General features: G+C 41.7%; 14 protein-coding genes. 5 read left to right on the forward strand and 9 right to left on the reverse strand.

What is annotated here, in order from left to right; genetic code table 11:
* The first annotated feature begins 372 nt into the window (after nucleotides 1-372).
* A complete protein-coding gene (locus BM739_RS08885; RefSeq protein WP_076539779.1) occupies nucleotides 373-738 on the forward strand; it encodes a hypothetical protein in 366 nt (121 codons plus the stop codon).
* A 318-nt stretch (nucleotides 739-1,056) separates the two neighbouring features.
* The gene (locus BM739_RS08890) at nucleotides 1,057-1,644 is read left to right on the forward strand and encodes a tRNA-uridine aminocarboxypropyltransferase (RefSeq protein ID WP_217697835.1); all 588 of its coding nucleotides are present in this window, start codon (nucleotides 1,057-1,059) and stop codon (nucleotides 1,642-1,644) included.
* Nucleotides 1,645-1,733: 89 nt separating this feature from the next.
* Here the strand turns inward: BM739_RS08890 and BM739_RS08895 are convergent, their stop codons facing one another.
* The 9 genes from BM739_RS08895 to BM739_RS08935 form a co-directional block, all read right to left on the reverse strand.
* A complete protein-coding gene (locus BM739_RS08895; RefSeq protein ID WP_254843519.1) occupies nucleotides 1,734-2,519 on the reverse strand; it encodes a DUF6445 family protein in 786 nt (261 codons plus the stop codon).
* Nucleotides 2,520-2,564: 45 nt separating this feature from the next.
* Complete coding sequence (locus tag BM739_RS08900) at nucleotides 2,565-4,085, reverse strand: tryptophan halogenase family protein (RefSeq protein WP_076539782.1); 1,521 nt, start codon at nucleotides 4,083-4,085, stop codon at nucleotides 2,565-2,567.
* 90 nt (nucleotides 4,086-4,175) lie between these two features.
* Nucleotides 4,176-5,189 (reverse strand): cupin-like domain-containing protein, encoded by a 1,014-nt coding sequence (locus BM739_RS08905; protein WP_076539784.1) that lies wholly within the window; start codon nucleotides 5,187-5,189, stop codon nucleotides 4,176-4,178.
* A gap of 68 nt (nucleotides 5,190-5,257) precedes the next feature.
* The gene (locus BM739_RS08910; RefSeq protein ID WP_076539786.1) at nucleotides 5,258-5,977 is read right to left on the reverse strand and encodes a SapC family protein; all 720 of its coding nucleotides are present in this window, start codon (nucleotides 5,975-5,977) and stop codon (nucleotides 5,258-5,260) included.
* Nucleotides 5,978-6,052: 75 nt separating this feature from the next.
* Nucleotides 6,053-7,639 (reverse strand): tryptophan halogenase family protein, encoded by a 1,587-nt coding sequence (locus BM739_RS08915; protein ID WP_076539787.1) that lies wholly within the window; start codon nucleotides 7,637-7,639, stop codon nucleotides 6,053-6,055.
* Nucleotides 7,640-7,902: 263 nt separating this feature from the next.
* Nucleotides 7,903-10,926, reverse strand: coding sequence for a TonB-dependent receptor (locus tag BM739_RS08920; protein ID WP_076539789.1), 3,024 nt, complete (start codon nucleotides 10,924-10,926; stop codon nucleotides 7,903-7,905).
* A 768-nt stretch (nucleotides 10,927-11,694) separates the two neighbouring features.
* Complete coding sequence (locus BM739_RS08925) at nucleotides 11,695-12,702, reverse strand: LacI family DNA-binding transcriptional regulator (protein WP_076539790.1); 1,008 nt, start codon at nucleotides 12,700-12,702, stop codon at nucleotides 11,695-11,697.
* Nucleotides 12,703-12,962: 260 nt separating this feature from the next.
* On the reverse strand, nucleotides 12,963-14,282 hold the full coding sequence (locus tag BM739_RS08930; protein WP_076539792.1) for a glycoside-pentoside-hexuronide (GPH):cation symporter: 1,320 nt from the start codon (nucleotides 14,280-14,282) through the stop codon (nucleotides 12,963-12,965).
* A 104-nt stretch (nucleotides 14,283-14,386) separates the two neighbouring features.
* Complete coding sequence (locus tag BM739_RS08935) at nucleotides 14,387-15,718, reverse strand: GH1 family beta-glucosidase (RefSeq protein WP_076539793.1); 1,332 nt, start codon at nucleotides 15,716-15,718, stop codon at nucleotides 14,387-14,389.
* Nucleotides 15,719-16,115: 397 nt separating this feature from the next.
* Between BM739_RS08935 and BM739_RS08940 the strand changes: the two genes are divergently transcribed.
* The 3 genes from BM739_RS08940 to BM739_RS08950 all read left to right on the forward strand — a co-directional run bounded on the left by BM739_RS08940 (nucleotide 16,116) and on the right by BM739_RS08950 (nucleotide 22,357).
* Nucleotides 16,116-17,288 carry a sugar MFS transporter gene (locus BM739_RS08940; RefSeq protein WP_254843525.1) on the forward strand — a complete coding sequence of 391 codons (1,173 nt, stop codon included), beginning with the start codon at nucleotides 16,116-16,118 and terminating at the stop codon, nucleotides 17,286-17,288.
* Nucleotides 17,289-17,362: 74 nt separating this feature from the next.
* Entirely contained in the window at nucleotides 17,363-20,020 is a 2,658-nt protein-coding gene (locus BM739_RS08945) for an exo 1,3/1,4-beta-D-glucan glucohydrolase (protein WP_076539796.1), read from the forward strand.
* A gap of 174 nt (nucleotides 20,021-20,194) precedes the next feature.
* Nucleotides 20,195-22,357 (forward strand): glycoside hydrolase family 16 protein, encoded by a 2,163-nt coding sequence (locus BM739_RS08950; RefSeq protein WP_076539797.1) that lies wholly within the window; start codon nucleotides 20,195-20,197, stop codon nucleotides 22,355-22,357.
* Nucleotides 22,358-22,614: the final 257 nt, after the last annotated feature.

The following is a 22,614-nucleotide window of genomic DNA, read 5'->3' on the forward strand; positions in this document are numbered from 1 at the left end:
GATAAGAACATGAACTTTCTTTGCACTGCTGCATCATTTACGGTGGCCATTAGATCACGTGGTTTCGTCGTCTTGTGCCAACTCACCTCTAGCCTACGCCTCATATGATGTTCTTGTTCATCAGCTCGCAAATTTGCTAGCGGCTTCCTCTGGACAAAACCTCGCGGATAAGCCCTTGCCATTCGCTAGTAGTTAACGTTTAATAACAGTATGTTATTCTCTTTAAGAAAGAGTAACGGTGACCTTCCTACAGAGGACTTTCACCTCATTAGTTCATGCCCATGCTGGGCGTACACAAACGCAATCAAAACGGGCTATCGCCCTCGACTCGCTCCGCTCGCGTTTGTTGCGGGCGTTATACAGCAAGGAACTATGAGCGAAATATTCAGGCAAAATAGCATCAATCTAGCCGTTTCATCGATAGCGATTTTATGCGCTTACCATTTTGGGTTTGGTGGTTTTTTGTTTTGGTTTGGTGGACTTTTAGTAATCCCTGCAGTTGCTATTTGGTTTCAATTCAAGTTTGCACTTGGCCATTTCGTCTTGCGCTTATTCGTTTCTACAGTACCTTGGTTAGTTCTTTGTTTTATCGGTCTGTACAGGGCATCAAAAACTGAACATGACGGCCAGCGTACGATGAATATGTTGTTTTTTGAAATGCCTTTGTATTCGGTTCTTGCTGGTATTATTTTTGTAACTGTCTGGTTTTTAATTAAACGATTGAAAAATCGGCGTTAATTGCTGTATAACAAGGCAAATTAAAAACGGCGGACAAAAAACAGTTGGCTTTGTTCGTGCCTCACAAATTGTAGCCAACTATTTTTTGCCGTTTATTTGCGGCGTTACGATATATACACTTGCCATACATTTCCTAATAGAACTCATCACTTTAAGAACTTCAAATCCAACAAGCTTCTGTCCAAAAGTGAGTTTAAAAATGATCAAACTTTATTATCAGAAAATGGCATACTTCCTCAGATAAATTACAAACTATTGCGCTGTTATCCTTCATTTCAACCATAATTTCTTATCAAACCTTAATATAATCGTCCATGCGTGGCAGAGATTCGATATTTTGAAAACTGTGAAACCTTATATATGAAAATAGTGTTATTAACCCATGAGCGAGAGTTAACCAGAGCAACCAATACTGGCCAATGGGTTACCCAAGTCTTAGCTGATGCTGCGCCGGTGATCACTTGGCAACGTAAATCCCCAAGTGATGAATTATTGCAAATGATCGCTTCAGAAAAAGTGGCTTTAGTGTTCCCATCTGAAGATGAACCAAACCCGTTAAAGGTTGATGAGGCTGTTTCAGAAAAATTGCCTACGGCTGCAGCTACTCCTTCACCTGCTAAACCTACACCGACAGCGTTATCTCAGTTTGATGCATTAATTATTATCGATGCCACTTGGCAAGAAGCCCGCAAAATGTATAACCGCAGCCCTTATTTACAGGCGCTTGAAAAAGTCAGCTTAACGCCTAAACATGCATCTTTATATCAATTAAGGCGTAATCAAGTCGAAGGTGGTTTATGCACTGCAGAATGTGCGATTGAAATACTCAATAAGATTGGAGAGCAGGATTTAGCTGATAAGATTATGGCGCTACTGATGCAGCAACTTAAATTAAAATCCTCATAAAACCGCTAATTTGTTAGCCTTAGGGTCGTTATCATAAGGTCATTCAACAATGATTTGATAAAGGTAGCTAAATTATCGCGCTAAGCTGGCTAGTCAATATTGATAAAAATATTGGCGGTTAGTCGACCTGTATCAGGATTACTGTCAATGTCAGTATCAAGGTTTACCAAGGTCGAGTGTAATAGGTTACCAGGGTAAATCACTAGTCTATGCTGTTTGTATTCAATTTGATGATGCTGCTGATAATAGTCATTACTTTCAACAAAATACTTGGCAGGCTCAGGTGCTATTTGTTGTAAATAGGGCTCGGCTGCATTGAAATATTGCTGCATATTTTGTTGAGTAATACGTTCAAAACCACTGGGTTTATGGTTAAAAAAAGCCGTGGCGCCGTGGGGCTGGTCGTTCAAATATTGCAAAATGGCAAAATAGTAGGGCGCAGGAGTATCAAAATGGGGGATACGCTGCAAGGTGGTTAAGCTTTCTGGTTGACGGTTTATTAGCGAAAAATAGGTGGCTTGAGGCTTAATGCGTAAATTGGTTGGCACCTTGTACACATCATAAATTAGCTGAAATACATGATTAAGCACTTCAATAACATAGTCTTTAGGTAATTTGGCCCGCACACCAGGGTAGTAAGACCCCATATCGAGATTGAAATCGATTTGGCGAGCACAGGCCTGAAGCTCAGATACATCAGCAGTAAAGTCATCAATCACAATCACCGGCGTTTTTAACTCACCGATATACACCACTTGTGGTTTGAGGGGCTTTTTGACCAGCACCATCGCATTTAAGGTATTACTGCCAGCTGACTTATGTTTATCTGGCATATGCTTATCTGGTTTAGGTGCTGCTGATGTTACATCGACCATAATGTGCGGATCCGTTATCTATAGCTATCAAGCGATTAGTATGAGTTAAAGCATTTTTGATTTGCAGTAATGCTGCACAAACTCATAATGATCAGGCAAATTAGCCACTTTGTGTTTCACTTTTGCTTTGATATTACCTAAAAAGCTTTCAAGCTCTGCATCTTCCATCATATCCACAATCGGGTGATATTGTTTCGGCACTAAGCCTTGACCCATCATCACTTGGATCCACGAGCTTTCGCCAAAGAGTTCATTACCATGTTTGTAGACTTTACCTGAAGCATCAAACATATCGATGCGGTGTTGCAATGACTCAGGCACACTCATACTTTTACAATGACGCCAAAAACGGGTATCGACTCTGTCAGTGACTTTATAATGCAAGATAATGAAGTCACGAATGTTTTCGGTTTCTGTGCGAGTCTGTTGGTTAAACTCATTGATATCTTCTTCAACAATGCCTTGTGAGGGGAACATTTGCAGTAAACGTACAATGCCGCGCTGAATTAAATGAATGCTGGTGGATTCTAATGGCTCTAAAAAGCCAGATGAAAGACCGATGGCAACGCAGTTTTTATCCCAAGTTTTACGGCGACTACCGGTGCGGAACTTTATCACTCGTGGTTCAGTTAATGGCTCACCTTCAATGTTTTCCATTAACGTAGCTTTTGCTTCATCATCACTGATGTATTTACTGCAAAAAACAATACCATTGCCGGTACGGCTTTGTAGCGGGATGCGCCACTGCCAGCCCGATTCTCGGGCAATTGAACGAGTATAGGGAATGGGCTTGCTGGTGGTTTTTGTTTGCACAGCAATGGCGCTATCACAAGGTAACCAATGGCTCCAGTCATCAAAGCCGGCATTAAGGGTTTGCTCGATTAATAAGGCCTTAAAACCAGTGCAATCAATAAATAAGTCACCTTCAATCACTTCACCTGACATCAGTGTTAAAGCGCTGATGTGGCCATTTTCATGGTTCTGCTGCACATCTGATATTTTGCCTTCAATACGCTTAATACCGTGCTGCTCTGCAATAACCCGCAAGAACTTAGCGTATAAGCTGGCATCCATATGATAGGCATGGTTGTAGTCTTGATTAGGTAACACGGCAAAGCGACCTTCACGAGCCGCTAAATGCTCAGTGCAATAATCACCAATTTCACTGACAATACCGCGCTGCTGACCTTTAAGCCAAAAATGCTGGAAACCACAAGCCCAGCAATCTTTGCCTAAAAAACCAAATGAGTGAATATAATCCTTGCCGACGTCATGCCAGTTTTCAAAAGAAATGCCCAGTTTAAACGTGGCGTTGGTGGCTGCCATGACATCTTGTTCTTTGATGCCTAATAAACGATGAAAAATATGTAAGGTAGGGATAGTGGCTTCACCTACACCAACCGTACCTATTTCATCTGATTCAACTAAAACGACTTCTAAGTTTTTACCTAGTAGTTTTGTTAATGCAGCAGCAGCCATCCAACCTGCGGTGCCACCGCCAGCGATGACGACTTTTTTGATTGGCTTGTTTGTAGCATTGGCTGTACTCGATGCTTGCTTTTGCATAACTGAAATTCCTTACATCATTTCACAGTATCGTGATTAACGTTGTTATTCGTATCTTGAATCATCAATGAACAAGGTGTTCACGTGACACTATCGTTTTAGTTTATTAATTAAATCAGCTCTTAATTTTCTAGCATTCAATTCATCTAGCGGCTTAGTTTGCATCCCTTGAGCTTCTATTGGGATATGACTCACGTCATCTTCATCATGATCAAAAACATAATGATCGAACATGGCTTTCCAAGCTTGTCTTTGCGCTTTGGGCAATGAACGAAGGCTTAACATGGCCATTGATAGCGCATTATTAGGTCTGCCTAGGTAGGCTGGCGTATCTCGCCACCAGTGGGTTATCAATACATTAAAAGCCTCAATACCACTGACTTGATGCCACCACATACTCGGAACATAAAGCACATCACCAGGTTCTAGCTCTGCTTTTTTCGCTGCTGCCAAAGCATCTTTATATTTCGGATACTTTTCAAAATCAGGATTATCAAAATCGACCATACTGATTTCCTGGCCGCCAGGGGCAAATTCCATCGGGCCGATATACAAATTACTCACTTGTGCTGGCGGGAATAGTGTAAAGGTTCGTTTTCCGACAACATTACAAGCGAGGTTTTGTGGAAAATCAAAATGCGCAGCAATGCGCGATTGATTACCTAACCAAACACTGGTTAACGGTCTAATAGGTTCAATTTTTAAACTGTTTTCATCAGCTAAACCCGGAAGAAATTGATTAATTTCAGTTGAGCCCATATAGATACTAGGTGGCAACTTATCGTCTTTATGAATAAATAACTTATCAATCACTTGATTCAGATTGAGCTGAGCTGCTTGATAATTAAAGCCGTTAACTTGTTCGTTATAAAACACTCTGCCTTTGTGTTTAGGCTCAACGTAGTAAGCCGTAACTGGTGTGTTTTTATAGAACGTCAGCAGGTAATCAGCTGCAGTTTTTGCCGAATCTAACCCTGCTTGTACTATAGGCCAATTCAGACAAGCCCCTTTAAAAATAATAGGCTCGTCAGTTTGCTCTATCATTGAGGGTATCTCTGATAAAGGGCAATTATCTATTACCTTAACTGACTGAATATGTTCCATTACAACGACCTTGTTTACTGCGTTTCCACTTATACCATTAATTATTTACTTCATTTTTAAGGCAATGTTTATTGCGCATTTTTGAAGTTTAATAATTGCCTGATATTAGAATGGGATGCCAGTGTCATATAAATTGCGTTGAGATAACCATGTTGATGTAATTCAGCAAGTGTTTCAGCAGGAAGGGCGGCAAGTGTTTCTTCATTGATGGTATAGAAACCAATCATTTGATGCTTTTCGCCATTATCTAATTCAATATCTAAAGTGAAGGATTCAAGCAACTCAAGCTTGATTAAGGTATCGATAAAGTTCTTACTATCGATCAATCCATGGTGAATCACTTCTAGCATTTCACCGACTTCATCAAGGTAGGGAGTATTACCACCATATGGAAAAAATAACGGCTCACCTTTAGCTTCATTGATCCTTGGATGTTTTGGATCTAAATGGATAACACGTTGAATTTGTTCAACACCATCTTCTTGAACCGTTTGCTGACCGATTAAAAAAGGCTGACGACGGACAGTTAGAGGGATATAGGCAGCCTGCCATTTACCCTCTTGAAGAAATAGGTTTTCTTTATGCTGAAAGCCAAACATTGCAATAGAATAAAATTGGCCTGTATTGCTGTCTTTTTGAAAAAAGATTGGATAATGAGCTTGTACACTTCTAAATTCGGCCGGAAAAGTCACCGTGTACCAAAGGTTGTCACCGTATTTTTCAGAACGTTCGGTGATAATTTTTAAGTCTTTATGATCGACACTATTAAGTAATACTGGTTTGTTCATGCTGACATCCTAATCAAGTACAGCTTTAGCTGTGTTATTTTTCTAGTGTTATTGGTGCTTATTATTGTGTTGGAGCTATATTTTAGGTAATCCGTACTGGGCTATTTTTGCTAACAACTCACGGTTGGTCGGTAAAAGCTGTTTTAAACCTTGTGTGCGTTTTATGTTTTCACTAAACAATTGTTGTGCTTTATTTTGTTGTGATGGCTTAACATGACTTGGATTCATGGTTTGAAATTCCATGCCATAAAGCACAAATTGAAAGCTTGCCGCTGGAAATAGCACATCGGTATATTGAATATCATGCTTACTGGGCGTTTGAGTTCGCCATAATTCAATTTGCTGTTGCAGTGAATCAGGAATCGTTGATGATTCACGATGGTCGTGCCAATAGTCACTATCAGTTCTTTTACTGAGCACATAATGCAGTTTTAAAAAGCTTATGATTTGTTGCCAATGCTGGCTAAATCTTTGGTTCACTCGAGCAGAAACAATATCCATGACGTCTCTGTTTGCTGGCAGTTGCTGCGCTAAGGTATTGGCGCTCCACTCAACTAAGGCTAACGCAGATGCTTCAAGCGGCTCTATAAAGCCTGATGCCATCCCAATGGCCATACAATTATTCTTCCAACATACTTGGCGATGCCCTGGAGCGATAGCAAGCTTTCTGATTTCGAGGTTATCCACATCAATATTGACAGTGGGTTTTAGGTACTCAATCAATTGTTGCTCAGCTTGACTTTGGTCAGTATGGCTAGATGAGTAAACATGACCAACTCCACGCCTTGTAGGCAAGCCAATATCCCAAATCCAACCATTTGTTTGTGCGGTTGAATGAGTGCAAGAAGCAATTTCTGTATCAGCTTGTGGGTAAGGGACTTGAACAGCTAAAGCTGAGTCATTAAACAACACTGATTTTTGACAAATAAATGGCACGTCTAACTGCTCACCCAGCAATAACGATTTAACTCCGGTGCAATCAACAAAAAAGTCAGCTTTTAATTCACCCGAAAACTTAGTCGATAAATGGCTAATATCGCCATCTTCAGTTTTGTGTATTCCTGTGACGTGGTCTTGGATATGGGTAACACCGAGCTTATTTGTGCAATGCTGTTGTAATAACTGGCTGAACTTACCTGCGTTAAGGTGATATCCATAATTATTTTGAAATTGATACTCACCAGTAGTGATTTGCTTTGGCGCTAAACTGAATTCACTTAATTGATTTTGTTGGCCTACGGCATCAGCAAAGCTCACTTGCTCTCTGTGAGGCAACCAGAATGGACAAAGATCTAAGTCATTAGTCCCAATTGGTAAGCTAAACGGGTGGAGATAGTTATCAGAAGAGCAATCTTGTTTGGCTTTTGGATTATGAGTCCAATTAAAAAAACGCGAGCCTTGTTTGAAACTTGCATCGCAGCTCAGTAAAAATTCAGTTTCACTAATGCCGATATTTTGTAACGTGGTGCGCATTGAAGGCCATGTACCTTCGCCGACACCAATGGTGGGCACATCAGGTGATTCTATTAAGGTTATATTGAGCTTAGGAGAGGGCGATAGTTTACCATTATCAGCGTTGTGCTGTGCAGCCAAAATACCTGCAGTTAACCAACCTGCAGTGCCGCCGCCAACAATAATAATATTTCGTATCGCTTGTGCCATATGACGCCTATTTTTTATTTTTAGTAAAGGCTAGTTTTCGTAAAGTAGATAAGACTACGCTAGCGAATGTTTAACTAGCATTGAATATTTTTCAATCGCTTACAAGTGTTTGTAAGTAATAATTTGTATTAATGAAATCAAAATGTGAATTCATAAAAAAAGGTGCAACGTCCTTGTTGCAAACGGATGTAGCTTAATAAAAAAGAGGTGACCAAAACGATCACCTCAAACGACCTTAGTTTAAGCAAGGTACTCAACACACATTAGAATGTGTAACGAGCACCTAAGCTGTAACGGGCTCCTGTTTGGGTATAGTTAAGGACTTCAGAATACGAACGACCATGAGTACGAGTATTTTCTTCAGTAATATTTAACCCTTCGAAGAATACCGTTAGGCCTTCAACTGCAGCGATGTCATAACCAATATTAAAGTCAACTTGTGAGTACTCTTCGGTATAAGTTGGGTTAGCACCAGTATCGTTACCTGTAGAGTTTAAGAACTCATCACGCCAGTTCCATGCGAGACGCGCCGAGAAACCGTAGTTTTCATAGATAGCGACAATGTTTGCAGTATCACTGATATTGGTTAGTACATCTTGCTCTGCATCTGCAGGGCGATTATCAGTTGCTGCACGACCCAAATTGGTATTATCGAAACTGTCACCTGCATTTACTAAGGTGTAGTTCGCTTGTAGACCAAAACCTGTTTCACCAAAGAAGTGCTGAACTGCAAATTCCCAACCATCAATTACTGAGCTTTCACTGCTGTTTGATGGTGTACTAATATTAAAGATTAAATCTGGGTCGGTTGCCGGATTACCTTGAATTTGAACGAAACCATTATCATCTTTATATACATTGGGGTCAGTTGCTCCATATTGAGCGTAAATCCAATCACGTTGCTCTTGGTCACCTACAATGCCAGCATCAATAGCAGCTTGGGCATAGGCACCTTGGGTTGGGTCTGCAATGTTATATATATTTGAATTTACAGGGTTACTATTAATAAAGTTTTCAACATCTTTACGGAAATAGCCGACAGAAACATAACTTGCGTCATCGTAATACCACTCGGTAGATAAGTCGTAGTTTGATGATTCTAAGGGTAATAAGCTTGGGTTACCTGTATTGCCACTTCCTCCACCTCGGTTTGCGAGAGTTCCGACAGTGGTACCACCTTGAATTGAGGTGTAGTCAGGACGACCAATGGTTTGGCTGTAAGCTGCACGCACATATACGCTGTCTACTACTTCAATATTAAAATTAAAGCTTGGTAAGAAATAATCGTATTCACCAGTTTGCGTTTGATAAACACGATTATCATTACCGAGCGAACTAGTTAAAGCCACTTCTGTTTCTGCAATCCAAGTCGCAGTATCATAACCAGATACAACTGACGTTGATTCTACATCAGTTTTTTCATAACGTACGCCGAAGTGAACGTCAAATGGCATATTGCCTATATCACCTTCGTAGTTGTATTGAATGTAGGCAGATTGAGACTCTTCTTGCGTAAATCTATCGGTATCACGTGAATAATCAGTTGACGGGCAGAAAGCATTTCCACAGTCTCCAGCTAATGCACTTGAAGAATATAGGCCAGCGGCTGCAGAACGAACAGCTTCAAAGTCCCAAAGGAAAATTACATCTTGTGGGTCAATAGAGGCAGAACCTTCGTAATCTGAGAAGTCACCTTGTGAACCGTCAAATTTATCTTGAACGCTACCAGCAGGGAACCAAGAAGGGTCAAAGTCGCCTTCAGCACCCACACCACCCCAGTCATTGCGTTGAACATTAACTGATTGAGAGTGATTGTTTACGTCAGTTGCTGCGATACCAAAGTCAATGCTGCCTGCTTCTTCAAAGACGTAAGTACCATTGATTTGTAGTTGCTCGATTTCAGATTTATTGCGTGAATTACCAAATACAGAACCGGTTACTCGCATGTCTTCTGGACGAACAGCATTACCACCACCTACAGCTAATACTGGTACATCGCCAGTGAAGTCGGTTGCTGCACTCGTACGAATAAATGCTGCTGTACTTAAATTACTGCTACTACCATTTGGGCTATTTGGTGAACGCTCAGCTTCTGAAGTATGGTAATCCAATGATAAGAATAAGTTATCTGTCGCATCCCATTCTAAGTTAAAACCTAATGACCCACTTTCATCACGGGTACCGTAATCGCCCGCAGCCATTGATAAATCAGCGCCACCGCCAGGGTAGGTTTCTGAATAAACAAGCGGAGAAGATACAGGGCCATCAGACCAAGTGCTTTCTTGAGTTGGCACAAAGTTAAACCATGCTGATACATCATGCGACTGGGTATCAACATCATTTTGCATGTAGGTGTAATCTAAAGTTGCACGTAACGAGTCAATTGGCTCGTATTGCAATACTAACTGACCGTTAGTACGGGTACGTTGCTGCTCTTCAAAACGGTAAACTGTGGTTTGTGGTACAGAGTAAATATCACCTTCACCTGCGCGGTTAATTTGGTTGTCATCTTTTGGAACACCACCCCATTCTGCATTATCGCCGCCCCAGTCTTGGTCAACGATACCTGGGAAACTACGCCAGCCGGTGCCGACTTGTGCTTGCTGGTTACCACTTTCACGTTCTTGGTAACTTGCTGAAATAGAAATACCAAACTTGCCATCAGCAAAGGTATTTGAGTATAAGCCTGATAATTCTGGTGTGACAGAGCCTTCATCAGTTGATTGATCATCAACAGCTTTGACTCCAAAACTGGCCTTAAGGCCAGGAGAGCTTAATGGGCGATGAGTAAGAACATTAATGGTTGCACCGATACCACCAGTTGAATTTTTCGCTTGACTGGTTTTTTCAACTTCAACAGCACTAATCGCCTCAGAAGCGATATTGGCAAAGTCAAAAGAACGAGAACCGGTTGTTACTGGCATTTGACGGTTGTTGAGCATAACCAAGTTCTGGTCAGGACCGAAACCACGAACAGATACACGGCTACCTTCACCATTTTGTCTGTCGATTGATACACCTGTAATACGTTGCAGTGATTCTGCTAGGTTACTGTCCGGGAACTTACCAATGTCTTCAGCGTTAATGGCATCAACGATACCGTCAGAGCTACGTTTTAAATCCATAGATTTAATTAAGCTTCCGCGGATACCAGTAACTTGTAGTACCTCGATGTTTTCATCTGCTGCAACTTCGTCTGCTGCAATTGCTGGCATCATGGTACTTGCACTCAGTACTACCGACAAACTAGTGGCAATTCTGGTTTTTTTGAATGTTCTAAATTTCATCTAAGTCTCCCCTCGACTAGATCTCAGGCTACTACTCTCTGATTTTTTTATTCGGATTACGTTTTCACGTAATGTGTTTTATTCATCATTTGTAAACGCTTTTAAAAGCCTTTATGTAAAAGTTAATGTAAGCGCTTACATAAAACTAGATTAATTTGTTAACAGCGTCAACAATAATTACTGCAAATAATTACAATTCATTAACCTTGTTTTGAGTTGAAAACAATGGGAGTGATTTTAAGTTGCTGATTTAAAAAGTTAATAAACTTTATTTCTGTTTATTAAATAAAAATAAAAAATGAAATATTTTTGTGATAGCGCTTACATTTTTTTTAAAATTTTTGCGCTAGGAAGGTGTGTTGTTGCTGATTGAGAAAGCTGATTTTATTTGATGGACAGTTTCATCATGTTACATGTCAGTTTTTATTGGTTTTGTATGACAAATGAACGAGGATTCAGATAGTTAATTAACATCTTTATTAAAGAAAACTAGGCTGAGTTTTTCACCTGAATGTTTCATGGAAGAAATATGAAATTGGTCTTCAGAAGGAAGACGACTATTGGGTTATTTGTTGATTGAATAAACGGTAGAGCTCGATTATTGCTGCAATGAATAGAATATCAGACCCAAGTCAGCTATCTGAACGGTTACCTCAGTGAGGAGTTTCTTAGCTAACGCTTGTCGAAATAGGTAATATAAAACCGCTATTAAATTAATAATAGCGGTTAGATTAATTATATAGCTGCTTATTGTTAACTAGGTAATTATTACTGCTTAAAAGGCTCTGTGGCTGAGTCTCTAACAATCAATTGAGGTGTAAAGGTATTTTCGACTAATGGTTTGGGGTCGTTATAAACATGTTTAAGCACCCAAAATGCTGCCATTTTACCCATCTCATGGATTGGGTTATTAACCGTGGTGAGCTTTGGCGAGATATACTGTGGGAAAGGAATATTATCGTAACCAACAAATGAAAGTTGTTCAGGAATTTTCATACCTTTTTCAAGACAAACTGCAATTGCCCCTGATGCCATTTGATCATTGGCACACACCACTGCTGTAAACGGCTTATTTGCACTAAAAAAAGCATTCATGGCTTCGCTGCCACCCAGTTCTTTATAGTTTCCTTCATAAAAAAGCTGTTGATCAAATTCAATGTCAAATTCTGCTAAAGCGCGCTTATGACCGAGTAAACGATCTTGGGAGTCAAGCTTAAACAGTGGGCCAGAAATGTAGGCTAGATCTTTATGGCCATGAGTTAGAATATGTTTAGTTGCGAGGTAACCACCAAGTTCATTATCAAGATAAACACAGCGTTCACTTATTTCATCAATATAACGGTTGATAAGAACAATAGGCGTATTACCTTGGTGGAGTTTTATTAAATATTCATCGTCCACAGCTTCAACATCAAGAATTAACGCATCACAACCACGGCTAATTAAAAAATCAACACCGTCTCTTTCTTGGTTTTCATCACTGTGGCCTGCAGCAATAATGACATGTTTATTACCAGCTCGTAGAGCGGTTTCAATTTCGGTCATCATAGGGCCGTAATAGGGGCCATCTAGTTGGGAAACTAATACCCCAATACTGTTTGAGCGGTTAGATGCTAATGACTGCGCGATAGAATTAGGTCGATAACCCAATTGCTCCATTGCGCTTAATACTTTCTGTTTGGTCTTGTCGCTGACTTTGGTGTTGTTATTCATCACTCGCGACACAGTCGCAAGTGAAACACCCGCCAAGACAGATACATCATATATTGTTGCCATACATCCCTATTTAAGCTTTCCGTATTAGATAATCATTTAAGCGGCGATTAGCCTAACATGAACTATTTAGTATAATCACTAAAAAAACCTTTATTTGGCACTGAATTGTTTATTTTATGTGGCATTAAGGCGTTAAACCTTCAGCAATACGGATTTTATATTGATAATTGTATTTATCATTATCAAGAACCGATTAACGATTTTCAATATCTCGAAGTAGTTAATTAGTTAACTACTTCTTCTGGCATTATATTAGCTAGCTATTTAGTTATGGCTAAATGTACTCTTTCAACTTGTTGATTATCAAGAGTGTACCAGCGCATAACCACAGCCACGATAATTGAGCCAATAGCAGGGTATAAGGTAAATGAGATTAAAATACCCTGTTTAGTGGTTTCGGTTAATTCAACATCAGCTTGATAGCCATACATTGCCAGTAACCAACCCGCAGCAGCGCCGCCAATGGCCACCCCTAATTTGATGAAGAATATCACCGATGAATAAATCATCCCGGTAATTCTTACCCCAGTTTTGAATTGACCATAATCAACCGCATCAGCCATTTTGGCCCACAGTAGTGGGGTCCCCATATTAAAGGTAAAGCCCCATAGGATATAAAGCGCAAAGGCGAGTTCCACTTGCTCACTTGAGACAAAATACGCGGCGACACACAAAATGGCGGCAATGATTTGAATGGTGATATAGGCTTTTACTTTACACACTCTTTTCGCCAGTGGTTGCGCCAAAATACAGCCGAAAATATTACCAATCATGCCTAAGGTAATAAACCAGGTGATCATGTCAGGTAAGTTGAGGTAATACTTAACGTAATAAATAGCTAAACTGGTTTTTAAAACCATGCCAGATAATAAGCAAATTGCCGCCACAGAAAGCACGCGCCATTGGTCATTTTTTAACAGGTTTTTGAAATCTGCTTTAAACGTAGAATTTTGATCTTGCGGAGGATGTAAGCGCTCTTTAGTGCCGACAAAGCACAGTAAGAACATGATCACCCCTAAAAAGCTCATGGCGGCAATGGTCAGCTGATAACCCTTGGCTTGATCGCCTTGGCCGAAAAACTCCACTAATGGTAGCGTCAATCCTGACACCATTAAGCCGCCTAGCATGGCAAAAACAAAACGATAAGATTGTACTGACACACGCTCTTTAGGATCGGCAGTTAACACTCCGCCTAAAGCGCAGTAGGGGATATTAATGGCGGTGTAGACCATCATTAACGCAGTGTAAGTGATGAAGGCATAGATCATTTTACCTTCTTCAGCTAAATCAGGGGTGGTAAACGCTAGCACACTGATTAAGCCAAAGGGCAGTGCAAACCATAATAGATAAGGTCTAAATTTGCCCCAGCGGGTATGGGTTCTGTCGGTTAAGGCGCCCATCAAAGGGTCAGTAATCGCATCGATAACCCTAACCGCAAGGAACATGGTGCCGACAAAGGCCGGTGAAATGCCAAAAATATCAGTATAGAAAAAAGTTAAAAATAGCATTACTGTTTGAAACACAATATTGCTGGCGGTATCACCTAATCCATAGGCTATTTTTTCTTTAACGCTAATCATGCGAACCTCTTCCGGGTCATTATTATGGTTATGCTGTCTTTAGTCATCGGCTTTAAATATTGTTCTAGTTAACTTAGATGAGGTTTAAAGTTAACCCACAGTTATTATTGACGTTGACTGATAAAGTCTCGATAAGCTAAGCCACTTCTTTTAATGGTGCGCTGCTGAGTTTGATAATCAACATACACGATTCCAAAGCGTTTTAAATAGCCTTCTGCCCACTCAAAATTATCCATTAAACTCCAAGCGAAATAACCGACGACATTAACGCCTTGGTTGATAGCATCATTCACCGCATTTAAATGAGCTTGGTAATACTCAAGGCGATCTAAATCATCAACTTGGTTATTAACTAGTTTATCGTCCATGGCAGCGCCGTTTTCGGTGATGTACACAGGCGGTAATGTATAGGTGTTATTTAAACTCGTAAGCAGATCAGTAAATGCACTTGGGTAAATCTCCCAACCGATATCGGTTTTAGGGGCATCTTTCATATCAACTTGAAAAAACTCATTGTTATCGCAGGCGCTATAGACTGCGCGGGTATAAAAGTTAATCCCTAAAAAGTCCAGTGGCTGGTTAATGATCTCCATGTCACCGGCTTGAATGTCAGGTTTATCGGCCTCAGCAAAATCATGAATAATTGCAGGGTATTCGCCATCCATTATTGGCTTCATATACCACTGGTTAAAATAATCATCGGCGATTTGAGCGGCTTTTATATCGGCATCTGTTGCCGTTAATGGATAGCAAGGGGTGAAATTAAGCACGATACCGTTTAACGCATTAGGGCAATTTTTTTGAATGACCTTTAAAGCCAAGCCATGGGCCAGTAATAAATGGTGGGCTGATTGACGGCCAAATGCTTTGCTGGCAAGCCCCGGCGCATGTATGCCTACTTCATAACCAAGATACGAGCTACAAAAAGGCTCGTTTAAGGTGGCATAAGAATAGACTTTATCACCTAACGCTTGGGTGATTTTATCAGCGTAATCAGCAAATAAATACGCGGTTTGTCGGTTGAGCCAGCCACCTTGATCTTCAATATGCTGTGGTAAGTCCCAATGATACAAGGTGGCGTAGACCTTTATACCGCGGCTATTTAGCTCATCAATCAAATTGACATAAAAGTCGACACCTTGTTGATTGAGGCTACCATCTTGCTTAATGACTCGCGGCCAAGAAATTGATAATCGATAGGCATCAACGCCTAAAGATTCGATTAATTGCACATCATCTTTCCATAATGCCACATGCTCACAAGCTTGCTTTCCGTCTGAACCATCACGAATTTTACCGGCCGTTGCACAGAAGGTATCCCATATACATGGGAGGCGGCTATCAGCTGCCCCTTCAATTTGAAAAGAGGCGGTTGCCACCCCAAAAGTGAACTCTTTGGTGTGCATTTTAGAACTTGATGGTAAAGATATTTTCATATTTTTCATTCGCTTAATAAGTTGTTCGCGTGTTTAGAATTAACTGACTAAAGCGTGCGAGTCTCAGTGTGCTTAGCAGATTAAAATCCGATTTTTACTGCGAAAAATCGTTGACATTCGTTATCGGTATGTTAAAAATGAAAGCGCTTACATCGAGGTTAGTGATTAATTAACAAAAGGTCAATAATTGATTTACATAATCTTCAATGTGTCAATCAGTGAAAGCGTTAAGCTAATTGATAGCGATTTACCTAAAATAAATAACAATAAATGAGGAAAGGTTATGGCGAGTGCACCTTCAAATGGGGTTGCTGAACCAATCAATAGTGATATTGGCAGTGTTCATCAAACTGGAAATTTTCGTTTTGCGCTGGTGGCATTAACGTCATTATTTTTTATGTGGGGCTTTTTAACTTGCCTCAATGATATTCTCATTCCTTATCTGAAAGATATGTTCGAGCTTAACTACACCCAAGCCATGTTGGTGCAGTTTTGTTTCTTCGGCGCCTATTTTATTGTCTCAATTCCCGCAGGGCATCTGGTGGGTAAAATTGGTTATCAAAAAGGCATTGTTACCGGCTTAACGATTGCTTGTATCGGCTGTTTAATGTTTTACCCTTCAGCAAGTTATGCATCTTACTGGATGTTTTTAACTGCCTTTTTCGTGTTAGCGTCAGGCATTACCATTTTACAGGTTGCAGCCAACCCTTATGTGAGCGCTTTAGGCCCTGCTGAAACCGCCTCATCACGTTTAACCATGACTCAAGCCTTTAACTCGCTTGGTACTACAGTGGCGCCATTTTTTGGTAGTTGGTTAATTTTAAGTAGCTTAACTCACAATAGCGATCCAGCCGTTGAAGCAGTGCATCATGCCAGCACCGTTCAGGTGCCTTACTTGATGTTAGCGGGCGCCTTATGTGTGTTAGCAGTTATTTTTATGATTTTAAAATTGCCGGTTTTAGGTATTAAACCCGTCAACACCTCAGGGACAAGTAGCGGCAGTGCGTGGAAGTATCCTCATTTAGTTTTGGGAGCTGTGGGTATTTTTGTTTATGTCGGCGCAGAAGTGGGTATTGGCAGCTTTTTAATTAACTTTTTAACTCAGCCAGATATTGGCGGTTTTACTGAAGCTGAAGCGGCTAACTATATTGCTTACTATTTTGGCGGCGCTATGGTGGGACGCTTTATTGGCGCACTGGTAATGCAAAAAGTCTCTGCCGGTAAAGTGCTGGCCTTTAATGCCACTTGCGCCGTGTTATTGGTGGCCGTGGCCATGTTTGCAGAAGGCACCACGGCAATGTGGGCCTTGTTATTGGTAGGTTTATGTAACTCGATTATGTTCCCAACCATCTTTAGCTTAGCGCTACAAGATTTAAAGCAATATACCAGCCAAGGCTCAGGGGTGTTGTGTCTTGCTATTGTCGGCGGCGCGATAGTGCCATTACTGCAGGGCATTATGGCTGACAGCTTAGGTATTCAATTAGCATTTGCATTGCCGTTAATTTGTTATGCATTTATTGCTTATTACGGCTTAGTGGGCAGCAAGGCTAAACGACCACAAAGCGTTTGATTTTAGAACTGCCTAATTTGTATTAAAAAACTTATATAAAACTTACATAAAAAACGATTTTAAAAGGCGTGATTATGAGAACAGTAAACCCAATGAATACATTTAAGCGATTAACGCTACCAGCCCAAGTATTGGCGGTGTTGGTTGGTTTAAGTGCGTGTGGTCAAGATGAAGCCAAACCCGTAACGACAGAGTCTAACAGCGAAGTTACTAGCGCAGCGGAAACTGTGGCACAAGTTTCTATCACAAAAGAAACTTCGGCAACCAATATTGATATTTGGCCAACACTTGCTATTCCATTTGCTAAAGATGTTGCCCTTGAATCGCGTATCGATAAGCTGATGGCGACCATGACCTTAGAGCAAAAAGTCGCGCAAATGATCCAGCCTGAAATTCGCGATATTACTGTTGAAGATATGCGTAAATACGGTTTCGGCTCTTATTTAAACGGCGGCGGTGGTTACCCAAATAATGATAAACATGCCACGCCAGCAGATTGGATTGAGCTGGCAGAATCTATGTACCAAGCGTCGATGGATGACAGTCTCGATGGCATTGCCATTCCGACAATGTGGGGCACAGATGCGGTCCATGGCCACAACAATGTCATTGGCGCGACTTTATTCCCGCACAATATTGGTTTAGGCGCAGCCAATAACCCTGAGTTAATTAAGCAAATTGCCGCTATTACCGCTAAAGAAGTGATGGTAACGGGTATTGATTGGGTATTTGCCCCGACTGTGGCGGTTGTCAGGGATGACCGCTGGGGCCGAACTTATGAAGGTTATTCTGAAGACCCACAAATCGTAAAATCATACTCCCATTCAATTGTTGAAGGCCTGCAGGGCGCCGTTGGCGATGACTTCTTATCAGATCAACATGTTATTTCAACGGTGAAGCATTTCCTTGGCGATGGCGGCACAGAAAAAGGCATTGACCAAGGCGATAACCTAGCTACTGAGCAAGCGTTATTTGACATTCATGCCCAAGGCTATGTCGGCGGCTTAACTGCTGGTGCACAAACGGTTATGGCATCATTTAATAGTTGGCATGGCACCAAAATCCATGGCGATAAATATCTATTAAACGATGTATTAAAAGACAAAATGGGCTTTGATGGTTTTGTGGTTGGTGACTGGAATGGTCACGGACAAGTGGCAGGTTGTACCAATGAGTCTTGCGCGCAAGCGGTGAATGCAGGCTTAGATGTGTACATGGTACCAACCAGTGCTTGGAAGTCTTTGTATGAAAATACCATTGCCCAAGTCAAAGACGGCGTGATTGCCCAGTCACGTATCGATGATGCGGTGCGCCGTATTTTACGGGTAAAAATCCGCGCCGGTTTATTTGAAAAACCAAGCCCTGCGAATCGTGCCATTTCAGGTAAAACTGAGTTGATTGGCGCAAAAGCGCATCGCGACGTGGCCAGACAGGCAGTGCGTGAATCCTTAGTGTTGTTGAAAAACAATAATAACATTTTACCTATCGCGCCTAGTGCCAAAATCTTAGTGGCAGGTGATGCGGCAGATAACATCGGTAAGCAATCTGGTGGCTGGAGTATTACTTGGCAGGGCACAGATAACTTAAATGAAGACTTTCCCGGTGCCACTTCCATTTATGCTGGTATTGAGCAAACGGTTAAAGCTGCAGGCGGTCAAACTTGGTTAAGTGTTGATGGCACATTTGAGGCGGCGAATAAGCCCGATGTAGCGATTGTGGTATTTGGTGAAGAGCCTTATGCCGAAGGCAATGGTGATATTGATAACCTTGAATATCAGCGCGGCGATAAACGTGATTTAGCCTTACTAAAGTCGCTTAAAGCCCAAGGTATTCCTGTGGTAGCTGTGTTTATCAGTGGCCGCCCAATGTGGGTCAATGCTGAGTTAAATGCATCCGATGCGTTTGTAGCTGCTTGGCTTCCTGGTACTGAAGGTGACGGCGTGGCTCAAGTGTTATTGAGCCAAGCCAACGGCGAGGTTAATGAAAACTTTGCTGGTAAATTATCTTTCTCTTGGCCGACTCGCCCGCAGCAAACCAAAGTGAATGTGTTTGATAAAGACTACGCGCCTTTATTTAGCTATGGCTATGGTTTGCGCTATGGCGCTGACATGAAAGCTGAGGTGCCGAGTAATGTGGTTGCTAACACCTTATCTGAAGATAACTTTGCTACCGAGGATAAGCTTGAAGCATTACCATTATTTGAACGTGCGGTTAAAGCGCCTTGGCGCTTGATGATGGGCACAGAAACATCAATGGACACAGTGAGTAGCAGTATTCAGTCTAACGATGTGGTGACCCTGCGCACCTTTGATAAGCAAGTTCAAGAAGATGCTCGCTTAATTAGCTTTAATGGCTCTGGTTTAGGCTTTGTGGGCTTAATTAGTAACTTCCCGCGGGATTTACGCGCTTACTCGAATAGCAATGCCGCGCTGAGCGTAATGATTAAAACCGCAAGCAAACTTGAGCAGCCATTATTACTGGGTATGGCATGTGATAGAGATTGCCGTGCAGATGTAGATATTACCGAGCAGCTTAATAGCGTCGCCATTGATACTTGGCAAACCATCAGTGTTGATTTGCAATGTTTTAAAGAGCAGCAACTGGACTTTGGTAAAATAAATACACCGTTTTACCTGTCAACTATAGGTGCAGCAGAAGTGAGTTTTAGTGATTTAGTTATAGTGCCAAATGGCGCTGAACAAGCCACTATTTCATGTGCCACTAACGAATAGTCATCGTTAGCGGCAGTAGTATTCAAGTTTAAGTATTTATTAAACCTGAATGAGTTGACCCGCTAAGGTTCTCTTAGCGGGCATGTTAATCCACCAATGACGTTGAGCTTACAATTAAGTTTGTAGGGCATTTTGCTGGCATTTTTTAGATATTTTGCGATTTGGGGATCAAGAATGTTCAATAGAAAAATACCGTTAAATCTGACATCAAACCAGGCTTTTTCAGCTGCGAAAGTGATTAGTGCTGCGAGTTTAACTGCGCTGCTGCTAATAGGCTGCGGCTCAGAGAGTGAGACTGAAACTGAGCCTGAAGTTGAACAAGCGCCAGTAGACTCTGACTCTGATGCAGGCTCTAATTCAGATACTGATTCAGACACGGGTTCAGGGCAAGAAAACGCAAGCTGGTCATTGGTATGGAGTGATGAATTTGATGGCGCTGAGATTGATGCCACTAAATGGAATTTAGCCCATAACTGTTATGGCGGCGGCAACCAAGAATTACAATGTTATACCCAGCGCCCTGATAACAGCCAAGTGGTTGATGGTAAGTTAGTGATTACCGCTTTACGGGAGGACTTTAATGGCCCAGCGCTAGCATTGGGCGATCCTAATTACGATGCCAACGATACTTCAAAACAGCAGCCTTACACTTCGGCGCGGTTAGATTCGACCCATAAAGGCGATTGGAAATATGGCCGCTTTGAAATCAAAGCCAAAATGCCACAAGGTCAGGGCACTTGGCCGGCCATTTGGATGTTGCCCACTGACTGGGTTTATGGTCCTTGGGCAGGCTCTGGCGAAATCGATATTATGGAAGCGGTTAATCTGAAAGTGATCACCAATGGCGATGAGTCGCAGACACCTGAAAGCCGGATTCATGGCACTTTGCATTATGGTAAAGCCTGGCCAGGCAATGTCTATTCCGGCGCTGAGTACAGTTTGCCACAAGGCGCAAACCCTGCTGATGATTTTCATGTCTATGCCCTTGAATGGGAGCAAGATGAAATTCGCTGGTATGTGGATGGTGTGCATTATGCTACTCAGCGCTCAACGGCTTGGTACAGTCAATACACAGATGCTGATGGGTCATTACAACAAGCCCCTGAAGATGCACCTTACAATCAAGCATTTCATATGATCCTCAACTTTGCCGTAGGCGGTACTTGGGCGGGTAATGTCAACAACAGTGGGGTGGATGAGTCGGTCTTTCCACAAACCATGGAAGTAGATTATGTTCGCGTGTATGAATGCAGCGTCGCGCCAACAACAGGTAGTGGTTGTGCCACTATTGATGAAGCTGCAGAAGTGGTCGAAGGCCATCAGCCGCCAGCGATCACGACCCCCAGCACTGATATTGGCGCAGGGCCAGAATTTATCATGTTTGACGATGCACTAGCCCAAGGGTTAGCGCTTGATAGCTATAACCCCGATGGCAGTATTACCTTGCAGACGCTGACAGTCGCAGGTCGCGGTGAGGTGCTGCAAATGGATAAAGCCGGCGCGACGGGTAATGCTTATTTCTCTTACCCTCCCACAGCAGATTTGTCTCACTGGGCCAATAATGGCTATTTAGTTTTTGATATTAACCTGTTATCTATCGACGACAATGTCGAGCTGCTGGTTAAAATTGACAGTGGTTGGCCAAATGTCAGTGATATTAACGTCACACTGCCAGAGCTTAATACTTGGACTGAAGTCAAAATATCTATCGCAGCATTAGTCGCCAGTGGCAATCGATTCTCGCCCGGCAGCGTGGCTAACTTAGCTGCAGTAGTGAACCCATTTGTGATTGAAGCGCTAGGTGACATCAGCCTGCAAATTGATAATGTGCGCTATGAATATCAACTTACAGAAGTTGATGAACTGGTTATTTATGATGATGAAGTAAAAGCGCCATATAGCTTGGGGCATTATGCTGCATCGGGCGCGGTTGATATCACTGAGGTTGAGGCTGGTGGTGATTATGGCACTGTGACTCAATTTAGTTTTAATACCGATGAAGCCGTGGTGTATTACCAAAGCACAGGGTTAGCGCAAGATGTTAGCCAATTTAGCTTTGTTGAATTTGATCTCAATGTGCTGACAGATCCACGAAGTCAGCGTGAGTTTAATATCAAGGTCGATTGTGGTCATCCCTGTAGCTCAGGTGACTTTGCCATTACTACGCCCGATATCGCCACTTGGACCCATTATAAGTTAGCGCTTGCAGACCTTGTTAGCCATGCAGGCTCAAGTTTAGATTTAACCCAAGTTGATACCCCATTAGTGATTTTTCCGGCTTGGGGCAATCAAAATGGGGTGGTTATGCAAGTGGATAATGTGCAGCTAACTAAATAACATTGTTTTAAATCAGTTTGAATACGAATGCAGCTAAGCCATTGTGCCTTTTATGCAAAGGGCTCTTGGCTTACTATCTGTAAATGATGTTGCATATTAGTAGCAAAAATCAACTTACAGACCTGCCAGAGCTATGTTGATATTTATGGTGCTGAAAAGTTAACTAACATTGTTATTTCTAAGACAAACTAAATAGTTATAAATCATCTTGCGAGCAACTGGCATAATAGCGCTAAGTGATTTGAGTTAACCGCAGG

Origin of the sequence: Shewanella sp. UCD-KL21 (genome assembly GCF_001957135.1) — a bacterium.
Taxonomy (GTDB): Bacteria; Pseudomonadota; Gammaproteobacteria; order Enterobacterales; family Shewanellaceae; genus Shewanella.